The organism is Mycobacterium sp. E787 (genome assembly GCF_001668725.1).
Lineage (GTDB): Bacteria > Actinomycetota > Actinomycetes > Mycobacteriales > Mycobacteriaceae > Mycobacterium.
On the sequence record NZ_LZKL01000127.1, the window covers coordinates 15,338 to 33,968 of the forward strand.

General features: G+C 70.6%; 14 protein-coding genes. 5 read left to right on the forward strand and 9 right to left on the reverse strand.

The genetic code is table 11. From position 1 onward, the window contains the following. Positions 1-2: 2 nt before the first annotated feature. The 3 genes from A5705_RS24985 to A5705_RS24995 form a co-directional block, all read right to left on the reverse strand. The gene (locus A5705_RS24985; protein WP_068280665.1) at positions 3-1,250 is read right to left on the reverse strand and encodes a chloride channel protein; all 1,248 of its coding nucleotides are present in this window, start codon (positions 1,248-1,250) and stop codon (positions 3-5) included. A 25-nt stretch (positions 1,251-1,275) separates the two neighbouring features. Next, positions 1,276-1,896 (reverse strand): TetR/AcrR family transcriptional regulator, encoded by a 621-nt coding sequence (locus A5705_RS24990; RefSeq protein ID WP_067874770.1) that lies wholly within the window; start codon positions 1,894-1,896, stop codon positions 1,276-1,278. A gap of 65 nt (positions 1,897-1,961) precedes the next feature. Further along, a complete protein-coding gene (locus A5705_RS24995) occupies positions 1,962-3,110 on the reverse strand; it encodes a glycoside hydrolase family 3 N-terminal domain-containing protein (protein ID WP_068280669.1) in 1,149 nt (382 codons plus the stop codon). A 96-nt stretch (positions 3,111-3,206) separates the two neighbouring features. Between A5705_RS24995 and A5705_RS25000 the strand changes: the two genes are divergently transcribed. The 4 genes from A5705_RS25000 to A5705_RS25015 all read left to right on the forward strand — a co-directional run bounded on the left by A5705_RS25000 (position 3,207) and on the right by A5705_RS25015 (position 9,422). Further along, complete coding sequence (locus A5705_RS25000) at positions 3,207-3,413, forward strand: DUF2613 family protein (RefSeq protein ID WP_068280672.1); 207 nt, start codon at positions 3,207-3,209, stop codon at positions 3,411-3,413. A 72-nt stretch (positions 3,414-3,485) separates the two neighbouring features. After that, on the forward strand, positions 3,486-3,659 hold the full coding sequence (locus A5705_RS25005) for a DUF2613 domain-containing protein (protein WP_065443914.1): 174 nt from the start codon (positions 3,486-3,488) through the stop codon (positions 3,657-3,659). Positions 3,660-3,678: 19 nt separating this feature from the next. Beyond that, positions 3,679-7,917: an alpha-(1->3)-arabinofuranosyltransferase gene (locus A5705_RS25010; RefSeq protein WP_156763226.1), complete on the forward strand. Its 4,239-nt coding sequence runs from the start codon at positions 3,679-3,681 to the stop codon at positions 7,915-7,917. A 56-nt stretch (positions 7,918-7,973) separates the two neighbouring features. After that, the gene (locus A5705_RS25015) at positions 7,974-9,422 is read left to right on the forward strand and encodes a lipase maturation factor family protein (protein ID WP_068280678.1); all 1,449 of its coding nucleotides are present in this window, start codon (positions 7,974-7,976) and stop codon (positions 9,420-9,422) included. Positions 9,423-9,452: 30 nt separating this feature from the next. Here A5705_RS25015 and A5705_RS29080 read toward each other — a convergent pair whose 3' ends face one another. The 3 genes from A5705_RS29080 to A5705_RS25030 all read right to left on the reverse strand — a co-directional run bounded on the left by A5705_RS29080 (position 9,453) and on the right by A5705_RS25030 (position 13,512). Beyond that, complete coding sequence (locus tag A5705_RS29080) at positions 9,453-11,267, reverse strand: PE domain-containing protein (protein WP_068280683.1); 1,815 nt, start codon at positions 11,265-11,267, stop codon at positions 9,453-9,455. 120 nt (positions 11,268-11,387) lie between these two features. Beyond that, the gene (locus A5705_RS25025; RefSeq protein ID WP_067883735.1) at positions 11,388-13,034 is read right to left on the reverse strand and encodes an acetolactate synthase large subunit; all 1,647 of its coding nucleotides are present in this window, start codon (positions 13,032-13,034) and stop codon (positions 11,388-11,390) included. Between the two features lie 43 nt (positions 13,035-13,077). Beyond that, a complete protein-coding gene (locus A5705_RS25030; RefSeq protein ID WP_068280688.1) occupies positions 13,078-13,512 on the reverse strand; it encodes a nitroreductase family deazaflavin-dependent oxidoreductase in 435 nt (144 codons plus the stop codon). 149 nt (positions 13,513-13,661) lie between these two features. Here A5705_RS25030 and A5705_RS25035 point away from each other — a divergent pair, with 149 nt between their 5' ends. Next, positions 13,662-15,080 (forward strand): NADP-dependent succinic semialdehyde dehydrogenase, encoded by a 1,419-nt coding sequence (locus A5705_RS25035; RefSeq protein WP_068280693.1) that lies wholly within the window; start codon positions 13,662-13,664, stop codon positions 15,078-15,080. Positions 15,081-15,166: 86 nt separating this feature from the next. Here A5705_RS25035 and A5705_RS25040 read toward each other — a convergent pair whose 3' ends face one another. The 3 genes from A5705_RS25040 to A5705_RS25050 all read right to left on the reverse strand — a co-directional run bounded on the left by A5705_RS25040 (position 15,167) and on the right by A5705_RS25050 (position 18,563). Beyond that, entirely contained in the window at positions 15,167-16,108 is a 942-nt protein-coding gene (locus A5705_RS25040; protein ID WP_068280699.1) for a R2-like ligand-binding oxidase, read from the reverse strand. Next, positions 16,105-16,788 carry a TetR/AcrR family transcriptional regulator gene (locus A5705_RS25045; RefSeq protein WP_067883741.1) on the reverse strand — a complete coding sequence of 228 codons (684 nt, stop codon included), beginning with the start codon at positions 16,786-16,788 and terminating at the stop codon, positions 16,105-16,107. Before A5705_RS25045 ends, A5705_RS25040 begins: the two co-directional genes overlap by 4 nt. Before the next feature lie 65 nt (positions 16,789-16,853). Continuing rightward, a complete protein-coding gene (locus A5705_RS25050) occupies positions 16,854-18,563 on the reverse strand; it encodes an acyl-CoA dehydrogenase (RefSeq protein ID WP_067884207.1) in 1,710 nt (569 codons plus the stop codon). Positions 18,564-18,631 lie beyond the last annotated feature (68 nt).

Here is an 18,631-nt window from a genome sequence, read left to right on the forward strand (position 1 = left end):
CTTCAGGCGGGCCGGCGGCCGAGCGCCAGCACCTTCAATCCGTATGAGGCGCAAGCGGTCAGCAGGAACAGCGGGAACAGCCACAGCGGCGGATGGGCGAGCTCCCAGACGAAGATCGCGGCCCAGATCGGCGAATCCTGGGTGACCGCGAGCACGCCGGCGGCCCCCGCCAGCGACACCGCCGGCGTGTGCAGGCTCGTCCCCGCCGCCCAGTTGATCGCCAGCACCAGCGCCGACCCGGCCGCCGCGCCCGTGGCCAACGACGGCGTGAGCATCCCGCCCGCCCCGCCCGCGCGCAGGAACAGGGCCGTCAGCAGCGGTTTGAGGACAAGGATGATCACGGCCGTCGACAGCGTCATGCCGCTGGCGAGGCTGACGGTCAGGATGCTGCGGCCGTTGCCCGGCAACTCCGGCCACCAATGCGAGCAGACGCCCATCACCAGGCCCGCGGCGGCCAGCGCCGGGATCAGCACCCACGTCCGCATCACCCGGGCCGGTCGCGCCGCGGCCATCAGCCGGTTGAACGCCAGGCCCACCGCGAGGGTCAGCGGCGCGAGCATCAGCCCGTGCGCCGTCAGCAGGTACGACGACTCCGCGCTCGGCCAGGCCAGGGTGGGGTGGTCGTGCGTGGCGGCCGAGCAGGTCGCGACGGCCACGCTGGACGTCAGCAACGCCGCGCCCACCGCCCGCGGATGCCAGGTGTTCAGCATGATCCGCACGGCGAACAGCGCGCCGGCCAGCGGGACGGCATAGACCGCGCCGAGCCCGGCGCCGGCCGCGCACGCCAGCAACACCTGGCGGTCGCGGGCGGACAGCCGCTTCAACCATGCGGTGCCGAAATCGCCGAGGGCCGCGGCGAACTGGCGCGGGGCGCCCTCCCGGCCCAGGGATGCCCCGGAGCCGACGAGCAGCACCTGCAACACGGCGTCGACGCTCCACGCCAGCCGCGGGATCCGTTCGCGGTCGGCGACGGTCCGCGCGAGCGGCGGCACCTCGGTGCTGCGGCGCAGCATCCACCAGCCCAATCCGGCCAGCGCGCCGCCGGCCATCGGCCCCAGGACGCGTCGCACCGGGCTGCTGCCGGCGATCCCGGTGAGCAGCGTGCCGAAGCTGTAGTGGTAGGTGGCGTGCTCGACGAAGCGCAGCACCGCCGTGGTCGCCAGCCCGGCGACCCCGGCCAGCAGCCCCACGATGACCACCGCGCAGAAGAAGTCGACGTTGCGCCGGGGCCGTCGAGCCGAGGGGGCCACCCCACGAATGTATTGGCTAGCCGGCTCATCCGGCTTGTGAGGCGGCTTCCCGGTCCTCCGGCGTGCCCCGCAGGCCGTGCCAGAACAGGTCGATCATCAATTCGGCGGCCTCGTCGACGCCGACATCCCCGGTGGACAGCCGGTTGGCCATCGCCTCGCCCGCGCCCACCAGCGCCACCGCCATCATCTGATACTCGGCGTCCGACCGCGGGGTGCGGCTGCCGGCCCGCATCAGCTCGGCGACCAGTTCGATGATTTGCTCGCGCCCGTCGCGGACGGTGTGCGCAAACGCCTGGGAGCTGATGGCCTGGGTGTACATCACGATCCAGGACGCGCGGTTGGAGTCGATGTAGCGCATGAACGACCCGATGGCGTTGCCCAGCAGGTCTTTGGGGCTTTGGCTGAAGTCGATGTCGGCGCGCACCGCGTCGATGAACCGCCCCAGCTCACGATCCAGGCAGGCGCCGAACAGGTCTTCCTTGGAGCCGTAGTACAGGTACAGCATGGGCTTGGAGATCTCGGCCGCGGCGGCGATGGCGTCCATCGACGTCTCGTGGTAGCCGTTGACGGAGAACAACTGCACCGCGGCGTCGAGCATCTGCTGTTCGCGGACGGCACGGGGTAGCCGCTTGGTACCACCCGCCATACTGCTGCCCTTTCACCCTCTTCGGGCCCCGCTATCTGACTACAGGGTAACGACGACGCGGCGTCCTAGTGGCCACACGTTCGATTGGTGCCCTTCATCGTCGCCACCCGCACCAGCGAGTCGTTGACCGCCGGCATCGGCAGGTCGCCCGCGTCGACCGCCTTTTGCAGGCGGTCCAGGACCGCGGGCACCTCGTCGGTGGTGACCCACAGCGCGACGTCGGTGCCGGCCTGCAGCGTGCGCAGCACCGCCTCCGGCACGGGGTAGCGATCGGAGATCGCGGCCATGCTGGAGACGTCGTCGCTGAACACCGGCCCGTTGAACGGCGGCGCGTTGTAGCCGGTGCCGGTGCGCAGCATTTGGACCGCGGCGCGGCTCAGGCTGGCCGGGTCGGCGCCGGTGAGCCCGGGGACCTGCAGGTGACCGACCATCACGGCGACCGGCGTCGCGGTCACCAGCGTGCGGTACGGCACCAGGTCGACGTTCTGCAGCTCGCTCAGCGGCGGGGTCACCACACCCCCGGTGTGCGAGTCGCCGGAGCCGTGCCCGTGCCCGGGGAAGTGCTTGAGGACCGGCAGCAGCCCGGCTTCCCGCAGGCCCTGCGCGTACGCCCCCGCGTAGGCGGTGACGGTTTGCGGATCCGCGCTGAACGAGCGGTCGCCGATCACGGCGTCGTCGGGCTCGTCGCTGACGTCGACGTCCGGGGCGAAGTCGACGGTGATGCCCAGGTCGCGCATCTTCCTGCCGCGCTCGGCCGCCAGGTCGTGGACCTGCTGCGGCGTCTGGGTCTGCGCCAGCACCCGGGCCGACGGGGCCGTCCCGATCAGGGACTTCAACCGCGACACCCGGCCGCCCTCTTCGTCGACGCCGACCGCCAGCGGCAACGGGCCGGCGCTGCGCACGATGTCGGCCAGCGGGCCCTTGAAGATCGACAGGTCCGTCCAGCCGCCGACGAAGATGCCGCCGACGTGGTAGCGGTTGACCACCGCGCGGGCGTCGTCGGCGTCTTTCACCCCGACCATCAGCAGCTGCGCCAGCTTGTCGCGGGTCGACAGGGCGGCCGGGACGGCGGTCGGGTCGGCGCAGACCGGCGGCGCGGGGGTCGCCGCCGGCTTGCCGGTCGAGGCGCCGGGCGTCCGTGCGGCGTGGTGGCCACAGCCGGCAACCAGCGCTGCCGCGACGGCGAGCACGGCCAGGATCCGGGGGAAAGCCATCGGGACATGTTGTCACGGCGGGCGTTTCGTCCCGCCCGCCAGGGGGCATCAGCGGTACGTTGGCCAGAGCATTTGCCTGGCAGGGAGGAGCCGGCGATGGCGGGGTTCTCGTTGGCCGCCGCGGCCAGCATCGCGGCGGGGCTGATGATCGGCGCCGCGGCGACCGTCGGCGTCACGCTCGCCGTCGCGGACCACAAGACGGCGCCGGCACCGACCGCGCCGGCCGTGCGGAACCCCGTCGGGCCGTATCTGGTGGACTACGGCTCTCGCTGCTGGCATGGTCACTGCGTCCCGTGGCCGTGACTCGGCGGCCCGGCCGGCCGCGGCGGTTCTGCTAGGTTGGCCCTAGGTCGGACGCCACCCAGAGGAGCCATGTTGAACCGGATCATCGCGCCCGCCGCCGCGAGCGTGGTGGTGGGTCTGTTGCTGGGCGCGGCCGCGATCTTCGGGATCACGTTGATGGTGCAGCAGGACACGAAGCCGCCACTCCCCGGGGGCGATCCGCAGTCGTCAGTGCTCAACCGGGTCGAGTACGGCAACCGTAGCTAGCCCCGGGTCGCGAGCGCGGATCGCCGCACCGGCCCCCGCCCCACCGGCTGCCTCGCGCCGCTGGTTGCTGCTGGTCGGCGCCGTCGCGCTGGCGCTGACGTTCGCGCAGTCGCCCGGGCAGGTCTCCCCCGACACCAAGCTCGACCTCACCGCCAACCCGCTGCGCTTCCTCGCCCGCGCGACCAACCTGTGGAACAGCGAGCTCCCCTTCGGCCAGTCGCAGAACCAGGCCTATGGCTACCTGTTTCCGCACGGCACCTTCTTCCTCGCCGGCCACCTGCTCGGCGTGCCGGGGTGGGTGACCCAGCGGCTGTGGTGGGCGTTGCTGCTGACCGTCGGGTTCTGGGGGCTGTTGCGGGTGGCCGAGACGCTCGGGATCGGCAGCCCGGCGTCGCGGGTGATCGGCGCGGCGGCGTTCGCGCTGTCGCCGCGGGTGCTCACCACGCTCGGCTCGATCTCGTCGGAGACGTTGCCGATGATGCTGGCGCCGTGGGTGTTGTTGCCGACGATCCTGGCCCTCCGGGGCTCGACCGACCGGACGGTGCGCGCGCTGGCCGCGCAGGCCGGGCTGGCCGTCGCTCTGATGGGCGCGGTCAACGCCATCGCCACGCTGACCGGGTGCCTGCCCGCGGCGATCTGGTGGGCGTGCCACCGGCCGAACCGGCTGTGGTGGCGCTACACCGCGTGGTGGGCGTTGGCCCTGTGCCTGGCCATGCTGTGGTGGATCGTGGCGCTGGTGTGCCTGCGCCATGTCAGCCCGCCGTTCCTGGATTTCATCGAATCCTCCGGCGTGACGACGCAATGGTCGTCGCTCACCGAGATCCTGCGCGGCACCGACAGCTGGACGCCGTACGTCGCCCCCACCGCCACCGCAGGCGCCCCGCTCGTCACCGGGTCGGCAGCCGTCCTGGCCACCTGCCTGGTCGCCGCGGCCGGGCTGGCCGGGCTGGCGAGCCCCGCGATGCCGGCGCGGGGCCGGCTGGTGACGATCCTGCTGGTGGGCGTGGTGTTGATGGCCGCCGGCTACAGCGGCGGGCTGGGGTCGCCGTTCGCCCACGGGGTCCAGGCGTTCCTGGACGCCGCCGGCGCGCCGCTGCGCAACGTGCACAAGCTGGGCTCGGTGGTGCGCATCCCGCTGGCGCTGGGCATCGCGCAGCTGCTGGGCCGGGTGCCGCTGCCGGGCCGGGTGTCCGTCCCGGTGTGGCTGCGCGCCTTCGCCCACCCCGAGCGCGACCGGCGGGTGGCCGTCGCGATCGTCGTCCTGACCGCCCTGGCGGTCAGCACCTCGCTGGCGTGGACCGGGCGGCTGACCCCGCCCGGCACCTTCAGCGCGATACCCCGCTATTGGCAGGACACCGCCGACTGGCTCGACCGGCACAACACCGGGACGCCGGTCCCCGGGCGGGTGCTGGTGGTCCCGGGATCGCCGTTCGCCACCCAGGTCTGGGGCACCAGCCACGACGAGCCGCTGCAGGTGCTCGGCAGCAGCCCGTGGGGGGTGCGTGACTCCATCCCGTTGACCCCGCCGCAGACCATCCGGGCGCTGGATTCCGTCCAACGCCTGTTCGCCGCCGGGCGGCCCTCGGCCGGCCTCGCGGATACCCTGGCCCGGCAAGGCATTTCGTACGTCGTGCTGCGAAACGACCTGGACCCCGACACGTCGCGCTCGGCGCGCCCGATCCTGGTGCACCGCGCGATCGAGGGCTCGCCGCGGTTGCAGAAGGTGGCGCAGTTCGGCGCGCCGGTGGGCCCCGGCACGGTGGCGGGTTTCGTCGCCGACAGCGGGCTGCGCCCCCGCTACCCGGCGGTGGAGATCTATCGGGTCGCCTCGTCAAATGGCGGGCCCGGGGATCCGGGCGCGCCGTACCTCGTCGACACCGACCGGCTGGCCCGGGTCGACGGCGGGCCCGAGGTGCTGCTGCGTCTCGACGAGCGGCGACGGCTGCTGGGCGAACCGCCGCTGGGTCCGGTGCTGATGACGGGCGACGCGCGCGGCGCCGGGCTGGCCGCGCCCGTCGTCACCGTCACCGACACCCCGGTGGCCCGCGAGACCGACTACGGCCGCGTCGACCAGCATTCCTCGGCGATCCGGGCGCCCGGCGACGCGCGGCACACCTTCAACCGCGTCCCCGACTACCCCGTCCCCGGCGTCGACCCGGTGTTCGGCGCCTGGAACGGCGGCCGCATCACCGTGTCGAGTTCGTCGTCGGATTCCACCGCGATGCCCGACGTCGCGCCCGCGGCCTCCCCGCCCGCCGCGATCGACGGCGACTCGGGAACCGCGTGGGTGTCCAACGCGCTGCAGTCCGCCGTCGGGCAGTGGCTGCAGGTGGACTTCGACCACCCGGTGAGCAATGGCGCGATCACGCTCACGCCCAGCGCGACCGCCGTCGGCGCCCAGGTCCGCCGCATCCTGGTCGAGACCGCCAACGGCAGCACGACGCTGCGGTTCGACGAGCCCGGCAAGCCGCTCGCGGTCGCGCTGCCCTACGGCGAGACCCCGTGGGTGCGGGTCACGGCCGCCGGCACCGACGACGGCTCGCCCGGCGTGCAGTTCGGCATCACCGACCTGTCGGTCACCCAGTACGACGCGTCCGGCTTCGCCCACCCCGTCGACCTGCGGCACACGGTGCGCGTGCCCGGCCCGCCGCCGGGCTCGGCGATCGCGGCCTGGGACCTGGGCTCGGAGCTGCTGGGCAGACCCGGCTGCGCCCAGGCGCCCGACGGCGTGCGCTGCGCGGCCTCGATGGCGCTGGCGCCGGAAGAGCAGGTCAATTTCAGCCGGACCCTGACCGTGGCCGCCCCGGTGGCGGTGACACCGACGGTGTGGGTACGACCACGGCAGGGACCCAAGCTGGCCGACCTGATCGCGGAGCCGAAAACGACTCGGGCCCAAGGCGATTCCGATGTGGTGGACGTTCTCGGCTCGGCGTTCGCGGCCACCGATGGCGACCCGGCCACCGCGTGGACCGCGCCGCAACGGGTGGTGCAACACCGGTCGCCGCCGACGCTGACCGTCACGTTGCCGCGGCCCACCGAGGTCGCCGGCCTCCGCGTGACGCCCAGCCGGTCGGCGCTGCCGGCGCACCCGACGGTGCTGGCCGTCAACCTCGGCGACGGCCCGCAGGTCCGGCAACTGAAAACGGATGGGCCGCAAACCCTTTCGCTGCAACCCCGGGTGACCGACACCGTCAGCATCAGCCTGCTCGACTGGGAAGACGTCATCGACCGCAACGCGCTGGGCTTCGATCAGCTCAAGCCGCCGGGGCTGGCGGATGTGGCGGTGCTCGGCGCCGACGGCAATCCCATCGCGCCCGCCGACGCCACGCGCAACCGGTCTCGCGAGATCACCGTCGGCTGCGACCAGGGGCCGGTTATCGCCGTCGCGGGCCGGTTCGTGCACACCTCGATCCGCACCACCGTGGGCGCACTGCTGGACGGCGAACCGGTGGCGGCGCTGCCCTGCGACCGGGATCCGGTCGCGCTGCCGGCCGGCCAACAGGAGCTGCTGATCAGCCCGGGCGCCCAGTTCGTCGTGGACGGGGCCCGGCTGTCCACCCCGGCCGCCGCCGACATGCCCGACGCCCCGCTCACCGGTGCCCCCACCGGCACCTGGGGCCCGAGCCGCCGCGAGGTGCGCGCCCCGGCGTCGCCCACGTCCCGGGTGCTGGTGATCCCGGAATCCATCAACCCCGGGTGGGTGGCGCGCACCAGCACCGGCGCCCGCCTGACACCCGTCGCCGTCAACGGCTGGCAGCAGGGCTGGGTGGTCCCGGCGGGCGACCCCGGCACCATCACACTGACCTTCGCCGCCAACTCGCTGTACCGGGCCGGCCTGGCGGTCGGTCTGGCGTTGCTGCCGCTGCTGGCCGCGCTGGCGTTGTGGCGCATCCGCGGAGGCCGCCGCGACGAGGAACCCGCGCGGCCCTGGCCGTCGGGCCGCTGGGCCGCGGTCGCCGTGCTGGCGGCCGGGGCGGTGATCGCCGGCGCGGCCGGGGTCGTCGCGGTCGGCGCCGCGCTGGGCCTGCGGTATGCGCTGCGCGATCGGCCGCGCCGGCTCGAGGCGGTGACCGTCGCGCTCAGCGCCGGCGGGCTGATCCTGGCCGGGGCGGTGCTGTCCCGGCATCCCTGGCACTCCGTCGACGGTTACGCCGGACATTCCGCGGGCGTGCAACTGCTGGCGCTGACTTCGCTTGCCGTGCTCGCCGCTTCGGCGGTGACCGTGCCGGCCCGGGAGCCGCGGCCCCGCAAGGAGTGACTTTCGGCTGTTGGCTGGGGGTTTTCCGGCTGGTTGACTGGCTATACGTGACGGCCATGGGATGGTTTTCGGCGCCCGAATACTGGCTGGGCAGGCTCGTCGTGGAGCGCGGGGTCGCGGCGATCTACCTGATCGCCTTCGTCGCGGCCGCACGTCAGTTCCGGGCCCTCCTGGGCGAACACGGAATCCTGCCCATCCCAAGGTTTTTGGCCAGGCAGTCGTTTTGGCGGGCGCCGAGCCTTTTTCATCTGCGCTATTCGGATCGGCTGTTCGCGGGCGTGGCGTGGCTGGGTGCGGCGCTGTCGGCGGCCATCGTGGCCGGCGCGTCCGACCGCGCGCCGCTGTGGGCCGCGATGCTGGCGTGGCTCGCGCTGTGGGTGCTGTACCTGTCGATTGTCAATGTCGGGCAGACGTGGTACGGGTTCGGCTGGGAGTCGTTGCTGCTGGAGGCGGGATTCCTGATGGTCTTCCTCGGCAACGACCGGGTCGCGCCCCCGGTGCTGACGCTGTGGCTGGCGCGGTTGCTGTTGTTCCGGGTCGAGTTCGGCGCGGGACTGATCAAGCTGCGCGGCGACCCGTGCTGGCGCGACCTGACCTGCCTGTACTACCACCACGAGACCCAGCCCATGCCGGGGCCGCTGAGCTGGTTCTTCCATCACCTGCCGAGGCCGCTGCACCGAATCGAGGTGGCGGGCAACCATTTCGCCCAACTGATCGTGCCGTTCGGATTGTTCGCGCCGCAGCCGGTGGCCGACGTGGCCGCCGTGATCGTGGTGATCACCCAGCTGTGGCTGGTGGCGTCGGGCAACTTCGCCTGGCTCAACTGGGTGACGATCCTGCTGGCGTTCAGCGCGATCGACGACTCGGCTTTCGGGATGCTGTTTCCCGTGCCCGCGCATCCCGCCTGGCCGGCGCCACCCCTGTGGTTCGCCGGCCTGGTGATCGTGTTCGCCGTCACGGTGCTGTTCCTGACGTACTGGCCGGTGCGCAACATGCTCTCCTCCCGCCAGCGAATGAACATGTCGTTCAACCCTTTTCACCTGGTGAACACCTATGGGGCGTTCGGTAGCATCGGCCGCGTCCGGCGCGAGGTGGTGATCGAGGGCACCGACGACAACCAGATCACCGCCCACACCGCGTGGCGAGAGTACGAATTCAAGGGCAAGCCCGGGGCTCTGCGCCGGCTGCCCCGGCAGTGGGCGCCGTATCACCTGCGCCTGGACTGGCTGATGTGGTTCGCCGCCATCTCGCCGGGGTATGCGGGGCCGTGGCTGGTGCCCCTGCTGCAGCGGCTGCTGCGCAACGACCGCCCGACGCTGCGCCTGTTGCGGCGCAATCCATTCCCGGATTCGCCGCCCACCTACGTGCGCGCGCGGCTGTATGAATACCGGTTCACGACGTGGCGGGAGTTGCGGCGGGAGCGCGCCTGGTGGCATCGCACGCTCATCGGTCCATACGTGCGGCCGCTGGCCCTGCCGGCTGAGACAGCACCGCGCAACCGTTGAACCCACGCGACCGACGCGGCGATGCCGGGCTCAGGTAACGGGATCGAAGTACAAGGTCCCACCGGTGGTGCTGTACGAGAGGTAGATCGGTATCCCGTCGGGGGCCGGGGTGCCAGGGGCGGGGCCGGCGGTGAGGCCCGTTCCGACGTCGGGGTAACCCGAGAAGGGAAAGATGCCGGAATTGAACCCACTGCTGACAATGCCTATGCCGCCGTTGCTGACCACCTGGTACAGCAAAGTGCCACCGCTGGTGGGGTCGCCAACGTAGACCGAGATGACATCTCCGGCTGGCACGTGGGTGGTGCCGACCGGAGTGTTGCCGGGCATCGCGGTCGAGGGGACGACCCCGTAGATACCACCGCTGTCGATGTACCCGACCGACGGGTTCACCGTGGCGCCGGTAGTCGCGCCATCCGTGATCGATATGTAGAGGTTGCCGGAAACCGGCGCTCCGGGAACCGTGGCGTACGGAGTCGCCGGGAGGGTCAGCGGGTTGGCTCCGAACTGCAGCGCGTTCCCCGGATTGTTCAGGAGCACACCCTGATTGAGCGTTCCCGGTAGCGCCTGCACGGGGCTGGTGCCCACCACAACACCCGTGTTCACCCCAACACCCATCTTCGGTGTCGCATAGGTGAGGTCGATGGGGGCCGGAACGCCGTTCGTATATTGCGTCCCGGAGGTCATCACGCCGATGGTGGTTGGCGCGGTGACGATTCCGTTGCCGTAATCCACCGGCGCCATGTACGTGTTGTAGGTGAACACGTCGTAGTTGTCGGCGAAGCCGTAGTGGGCCGTGGTGAGTCCCGTCGCGGTGGGCGGGCCGAGGATCGACAGATTGACGTCTTGCGGCGGAACCAGGATGCCCAGTGAGCCGGTGTCGACGATCACCGGAACACTCGGTCCGCCACCCATGGAGATGTTCACGATTTCGCGGGGGACGATGACGGTCGGCGAGTTGTAGGGCAGCTTCTCATAGGACAAGGTGACGCTGGGCGGGCCGCCGGTGCCGCCGGCGTTCCCGCTCGTGCCCAACAGGCCGCCGAGGCCGCCGGCGCCGCCCTCGCCTCCGGGGACTCCCCCGGCGCCACCCGAGACGCCGCCGGTGCCACCCGGTCCGCCGTTGCCGACGAACAACCCGCCGGCGCCGCCGGTTCCGCCGGTGCCCCCGAGTTCGCCGCCCAGCCCTCCGGGTCCGCCCGTGCCGAACAACAGCGCGCTGCCGCCCGTACCGCCGACGGCGAAGGCTCCGCCGATGCCGCCCGGGCCGCCATTCCCGTACAGCAACCCCCCGGCGCCGCCGACCCCGCCGGGCGCGAACCAACCGCCCAGCCCGCCGGCGCCGCCGGTGCCGATCAGCCCGGCCGGCCCGCCCGGGCCGCCGCGCACCCCGGTTGCGAGGCTGTCGCCGCCGCTACCGCCATTGCCGATCAGCCACCCCCCGGGTCCCCCCGGCGTGCCCACTCCCTGGGTGGTGGTCGTGCCGTTGACCCCGTTGCCTACCAGCGGGCGCCCGGTCAGCGCCACGAAGGGTGCGTTGACTGCGTTGAGCAGAAGCTGCCCGACGCCGGCCGCTTCGCTGGCCGCATACGTGGCGGCGCCCGCATTCAGGGTCTGCACGAACTGGCCATGAAACGCCGCCGCCCGCGCGCTCAACGCCTGAAACGCCATGCCCTGCTCGGAAAACAGCGACGCCACCGCGGTAGACACCTCGTCGGCCGCGGCCGCCAACACCCCCGTGATGGGTGCCGCCGCGGCCGCGTGCGCCGCGTTCATCGTCGAGCCGATACCCGCCAGACTTGCTGCCGCGTCTTCGACCAGTTGCGGCGCCGCGACCGTGAACGCCATGGGACACCTCCGGTTGCCCGTGCGACCGAGCTGCCCCCGCGTTCAGCAATGAATTGATGTTAAGCACCTGAAGTGGCGGATGCCATCCTTCGGGCCACAATCGACTTGCTACAGAAACGGTTACAGCGTCTCGTCCAGCTCGCCGAGCCGGTCGGTCAGCCGCAGGTTCTCCGAGTAGTCGACCGGACAGCAGATCAGCGACACCCCGTCGTCGTCGAGGGCGGCCCGCAGCGTCGGCAACAGCTCCTCGGCGCTGTTGATCCGATAGCCCTTGGCGCCGAAGCTTTCCGCGTAGGTCACGATGTCGGGGTTGCCGAATTTCACGTAGTAGTGCTCGCCGAGTTCGAGGTCCATCTTCCATTCGATGAGGCCGTAGCCGCCGTCCTCCCAGATCAGCACCACGAGGGGAATCCGCTCCCGGACGGCGGTCTCGATCTCCTGGGAATTCATCAGGAATGCGCCGTCGCCGACGACGGCCAGCACCTTGGCGTCGGGCCGCGCCAGCTTGACGCCGAGCGCCCCGGGCAGGGCAAATGCCATGGTGGACAAGCCGTTTGAGATCAGGCAGGTGTTGCGCTCGTAGGTCGGGTAGAGCCGGGCCATCCACATCTTGGTGGCGCCGGTGTCGACCAGCACGACGTCGCTGCGGCCCAGCGCCTCGCGGGTGTCGGCGACCACCCGCGCGGGTGCCAGCGGGTAGCGAGAATCCTGTTGTCCCCGAGCGAATTCCTCGGCGAGCAGGCCCGACCCGGGCACGTCGGCGGCGTGGGTGAAGGTGTGCCCGGCGAGTGCGTCGGTGAGCGCATTGAGGGAATCGCTGATGTCCCCGATGATCCCGACGTCGACCGAGTAGTGCGCGTCGACCTCGGCGGGGAAGCGGTGAACGTGGATGATCCTCTTGTCGGCCTGCGGGTTGATCCGGACCGGGTCGAACTCCTGCAGTTCGTAGCCCACGGCGATGACGGCGTCGGCGTTGTCGAAGCCGAAGTTCACGTAGTCGTGCCGCATGAACCCCAGGGTGCCGATGCTGTTGGGATGGTCGTCGGGCATCACGCCCTTGCCGTGGAAGGTGTTGGCCACCTGGATGCCGAACTCCTCGGAGAACCGGACCAGGGCCTTGGTGGCGTCGGCGCGCGCGGCGCCGTGCCCGGCCAGCACCACCGGGCGCTGCGCCTTGCGCAGTATCTCGACGGCGCGCTCCACCTGCCGCGGGGCCGGCGCGTCGGGGCGAACAACGTTGCGCGGCAACGGCTTCAGGTCGTAGTCGGTCTCGTCGGCGTCGATGTGCTCGGGCACCGCGAGATAGACAGCGGCCGGGCGTTCGGTCTCGGCGACCTTGAACGCCTTGCGGACCATCTCCGGGATGGCCCGCGCGGTGGGGACACCCGCGGCCCACCGGGTGATCGGCGCAAACATCGACACCAGGTCGACGTATTGGTGCGACTCCTTGTACTCCCGGTCCTGGCCCACCTGCGCGGAGATGGCGACCATCGGCGTGCTGTTGGTGGTGGCGTCGGCGACGCCGAGCTGCATGTTGATCGCGCCGGGGCCCAGGGTGGCCGACACCACCGCCGCGCGTCCGGTGACGCGCCCGTACATCTCGGCCATGAAGGCCGCGCCCTGCTCGTGCCGCGTGAGCACGTACCGGATGTGTGATGCGGCCAGCGCCTGCACGAAGCGGATGTTCTCCTCGCCGGGCAGCCCGAAGACGACCGAGACGCCCTCGTTCTCGAGGCACTTGACCATCAGTTCGGCCGCTTTGCTCATCCGGCACCTCCCTTCTCGCCACCCTAGCGGCGACGGTGCGGCGTCAGTCGCGGTGCGGCCCGGCCGGCAACAGCGCGAGAACCGGGATCGTGCGGCTCGTCTTGCGTTCGTATTCCGCGAACCCGGGGTACCGCCTGGCTTGTTCGGCGTATTTCTCGTCGCGTTCGGCGCCCTCGAGTTCGACGGCGTGCACGTCGAGGTGCTCGTCACCCACCTCGATGCTGGCGTCGGGGTGGGCGACCAGGTTCCAGTACCAGGCGGGGTTGCGGTCGGCTCCCGCCGCGGAGGCGAAGACCAGGTAGCGGTCCCCGTCGCGCAGGTACATCATCGGGCTCACCCGTTCCTCGCCGCTGCGCGCGCCGATGGTGTGCAGCAACAGGACAGGGGCGCCCTCGAACTGTCCGCCGACCCGGCCGTGGTTGGCGCGAAACTCCTCGATGTTGCGTCGATTGAAGTCGCTGACGTCGCTGTCGGTCATGGTGCCTCTTCGAAGAAGATCGGTCCAGGGTCGGGTGGTCGGACGAGCGTGCCCGCAGCCTTCCTACCCGCGGCCGAGCCATAAGAGTCGCGGAAGTGGCAGGCTGGTAGGGGACGCTTCTATAAACCCAACCACACGAAGGACTCAGCGTGCCCATCGCCACGATCAACCCGGCCACCGGCGAGACAGTCAAAACCTTCAGCCCGGCAAGCGACGACGAAGTCGACGCGGCCATCGCCCGCGCGTACGCCCGGTTCCGGGACTACCGCCACAACACCACCTTCGCCCAGCGCGCAAAGTGGGCAACCGCCACGGCCGACCTCCTGGAAAAAGATGCCGACGACACCGCCGCCATGATGACCCTCGAGATGGGCAAGACCCTGAAATCGGCCAAGGCCGAAGTGCTGAAGTGCGCCAAGGGCTTTCGCTACTACGCCGAAAACGCCGAGCAGCTGCTCGCCGACGAGGCGGCCGACGCGGGAAAGGTGGGCGCCAAGCAGGCCTATACCCGCTGGCAGCCGCTGGGCGTGGTGCTGGCCGTGATGCCGTGGAACTTCCCGCTGTGGCAGGCCGTCCGGTTCGCCGCACCGGCGCTGATGGCCGGCAACGTCGGCATCCTCAAGCACGCGTCCAACGTGCCGCAGTGCGCGCTGTACCTGGCCGACGTGATCGCCCGCGGCGGCTTCCCCGACGGCTGCTTCCAGACGCTGCTCGTGCCGTCGGGCGCGGTGGAGAAGATCCTGCGCGATCCCCGCGTCGCGGCGGTCACCCTCACCGGCAGCGAACCGGCCGGGCAGTCGGTCGGCGCGATCGCCGGTGACGAGATCAAGCCCTCGGTGCTCGAGCTCGGCGGCAGCGACCCGTTCATCGTGATGCCGTCGGCCGACCTGGACGAGGCGGTCAAGACGGCCGTCACCGCCCGCGTGCAGAACAACGGCCAGTCCTGCATCGCCGCCAAGCGGTTCATCGCACACGCCGACATCTACGACGAATTCGTCGAGAAGTTCGTCGAGCGGACGCAGGCGTTGAAGGTCGGCGACCCGACCGACCCCGACACCGACGTCGGACCGCTGGCCACCGAGTCGGGCCGCGACGACGTGGCCAAGCAGGTCGACGACGCGGCCGCGGCCGGCGCGGTGATCCGCTGCGGCGGCAAGCCTTTGGACCGGCCGGGCTGGTTTTATGCGCCGACGGTCGTCACCGACATCACCAAGGACATGGCGCTGTACACCGAGGAGGTGTTCGGGCCGGTGGCCTCGATCTATCGGGCCGCCGACATCGACGAGGCGATCGAGATCGCCAACGCCACCACCTTCGGCCTGGGCTCCAACGCCTGGACCCGCGACGAGGCCGAGCAGCAGCGCTTCATCGACGACATCGAGGCCGGCCAGGTGTTCATCAACGGGATGACGGTGTCCTACCCCGAGCTGCCGTTCGGCGGCGTCAAGCGGTCCGGCTACGGCCGCGAACTCGCGGGCCTCGGGATCCGCGAGTTCTGCAACGCCAAGACCGTGTGGGTGGGTTCGTCCGAGACCGGCGACGCCGCCGGCGGCAGCAAGGTGGAGTAGCCGGGCCGCCGAACATGGGGTTCAGGGACTTATCGCGACGACGTTTCGTACGTGGCGCCCACGTTCGGCGAGGGTCAACCGAGGGTCTAGGCCGACGCGCCGGCCAGCGCCTTCTCGTCCTCGTCGGCGAAGGTGTCCTCGAGCGCCAGCGGCGAGTAGTCGAGGTCGATCTCGCCGACCGGCCGGCCGCGGGCGCTGGAGATGGTGCCGAACCGCCGCATCCCCTTGTCGGCGCTGTACTGCATCAGCTCGTCCTCGGTGATCCCGAACGGCATCGGGTCGTACAGGGCGAAGCTCTGCTGGACGGCCTCCAGTGCCATGGGGAGAAGCTCGTTCATGCGGGTTTCGAACACGCCCCAGTTGGCGTCGTCGGCGGCGACGTGGCGGCGGCAGGTGAAGGTGCCCCACGCCATGTGGCGCCGCTCGTCGTCGCTGATGCGCCGGATCAGCTCCTGCATGCCCGGCAGGATGTTGCGGTCCACGCAGATCTTGTGCCAGATGTAGTAGCCCGTCAGCGCCAGCATGCCCTCGACGATGTGGTTGTAGGTCACCGCAGCCCGCACCTGCGCGGCCGGCGACGGGTCGGTCGACAGCGCGCCCAGGCAGTCCGGCAGCTCCTGGTAGAAGATCTGCCGGTATGCGACCAGGGGCTCGAGGAAGCCGTGCAGGTCGTCGGTGATGCCGACCGCGTCCAGCCACATCCGGAACACCTGCGTGTGCTTGGCCTCCTCGAACGCGAACTGCGTCAGGTACATCTCGTCGCCGAGCCGGCCCTCGGCCCGCATGGCCGCCATGAACGGCTGGATGTCCTCGGTCACCGCCTCCTCGCCGGCGATGAACTCGGCGCACAGCCGGGTAGCGAAGTGGCGCTCGACGTCGGTGAGCTTTTCCCAGTCCGCGCGGTCCCGGGAGAAGTCGATGTCGGCGGGATCCCAGAATTTCGCGTTGCCGCCGGCGAAGAGCTTGAGCGGCAGGCTGTCCCAGTTGAGCCCGCCCTGGGCGAGCGAGCCCGAGCGTGAACGTGTCATGTGATCTCCTCAAATAGTGCCGGCCTCGGGCTGACGGCGTGCGCCGAGAACGCGGCCGCCAAGACGGCGACGATCCGGCGCACCGCCAGCGCCGGCTGCTCCGGCGTGGGCTCGTCGAGCCCGAGTATCGGGTCCAGGCCGCGCATGTAGGGGGCCAGCGCAAGGTGCGGAAAGATCAGCAGCAACAGCGAGAGCAGCACGTCGGTGTCGGCGTCCGCCTGCAGGTCCCCGCGGGTCTTGGCGGCATGGACCAGCGGCCGCAACACCTCCAGGTAGTGCCGGTGGATCACGTTGCGCACGCTGACGCGCGCCTCGGTGTCCACCTCGAGCGTCGCCGCGGCGTGCAGCGCTCGTTCGTGCGGGTGCTCGGCGTAGTACGCCACCCAGCCGTCGAGCAGGTCGGTGAGGTGCTCGAAGAACGGGCGGCTCGGGTCGAGCCTGACGATCAGGTCCTCCATGTACGCCCGCACCCGCTGGCTGCCCATGTCCGCGATGAACGCGTACAGGTCCCGCTTGTCGGCGAAGTACTGGAACAGGCTGCCCTTGGCGACGCCGGCCCGGCGGGCGATGACGTTGAGGCTGCCCCCGGAGAAACCGTGCGCCCCGAACTCGGCCTCCGCGGCCTCGATGATCGCCGCGCGTCGAGCGGGGTCGACGCGCGCCCATGTCACCGTCGGCAATGCGGCCTCCTAGCGTCGATGACCACCGGTCATTCTACGGTGAGCCACGTCACAGTCAAGCGGTGTCAGGGCCGCATGGCGTACGCGCCGTTGATCGGCAGCACGTGTTCCTTCCAGATCTGGTCGTAGCGCGCGGGGTCGTGGGCGGGACGCCGGATCATCCGCATCGCCAGCCGGGCCTGTTCGTCCGTCGTCGCGGGCTTGTCGCTCAGCTCGACGGCGTAGGCGTTGAAGTCCCGCACCAACACGGCGAAGATCGCGTCGATCAGGGCGTCGTCCACCCCGGACAGCGGGGCCTCCTCGAGTATGAGCTGCGCATACGGCACGGTCGCGAACAGCTGGCCGACGGCAAAGGCGAAGTCAATGTCCTTCTGCTGCACGGCATCCGGGGTGGCGCTGGCCAGCATCTCGGTGAGCACATCGACCTGCTCGCGCAACAGCGCGACGTTGGGCAGGCGGGCGAAGCTGTCGAACGGCGCGCGCCAGTCGGAGAACCGCACCTTGCCCAGCCCCCCGGTGGGCCCCTGGGCGAACAGGAACGTGTCGTCGGCGGCGTCGTCGCGGCGCGCGATGACGGGCAGTTCGGCGTCGGGGGCGAACAGGAAGTTGGGCATGAACTTGCCGAGCAGCCCGATGTTGATGTGGACGGTGCCCTCCAGCCGCGGCAGCAGCCCGATCTCGCGGGTGACGGCCTCGAAGAAGGTGTCCTTCTCAACTCCCTTGGCGGCGATCACATCCCACAACGCGGTGATGACCCGCTCGCCCTCGCTGGTGATCTTGGCCTTGGTCAGCGGGCTGTAGAGCAGGTAGCGGCGGTCGGCGGCCGAGGCGCTGCGCATGTAGTCGCAGGCGCGGGTGGCGACCAGTTTCATCGCGATCAGGCGCACGTAGGCGTCGGTGAGCAGCCGCCGCACGTGCGAGAAGTCGGTGACCACGGTCCCGTAGAGGTAGCGGTTGGCCGCGTGGGTGACCGCCTCGTACATGGCGTGGGTGCACATGCCGACCGCGCCCCAGCCCAGGTTGTACTTGCAGACGTTGACGGTGTTGAGGGCGGCGTGGAAGGCGTCGGGACCGCGGTGCAGGATGTCGGCCTCGGTGACGGGGTAGTCGCGCAGCGCGTAGTTGGCGACGAAGTTCTGCGAGTTGACCACGTTCTTGATCAGCTCGTAACGGTCGTGCTGGGAGTCGGCGGCGAAGAAGACGTATTCGTCTTCCCCACCTGAAGTGCCGGCGATCTTGCCGAAGGTGGAGACCATCCGCGCCACGTTGGCGTTGCCGATGTAGTACTTCTCGCCATTGGCGACCCAGCCGTGCTCGCTGGGCGTCAGGATCATGTCGGTCTGGTAGACGTCGGCGCCGTGCGTCTGCTCCGACAGCCCGAAGGCGAACACCTCGCCGGCCTCCAGCTGGGCCGCGGCCTTGCGCTTGGCGTCCTCGTTGCCGCTCATCCAGATCGGGCCCAGGCCCAGCGCGGTGACCTGGAACGGATACCAGTAGCTCAGGCCGTAGAAGCCGACGATCTCGGCGAACTCGCTGAGCCGGTAGGTGTCCCAGCGGCAATCGTCCGCGCCGTATTCCGCCGGCGTCAGCAGGGAGGCGAAGATGCGCTCGCGCCCGATGTGGTCGAGGAAGTCGGAGTACCAGACGCGGTTGTGGTCGTCGGACTTCAACCGCGCCTTGCCGCGGGACTCGAAGAAGTCCACCGTCGCGGCCATGATCTCCCCGGAGCGGCGGTCCGGGTAGCGGCGTTGCAAGTGATTGGGGTTGAGCAACATGCGGTGACCGTACTGCACCGGCGCCGCCGCGGGAACGCACCGGACAAAACACCTCTGTCGGTCGGGCA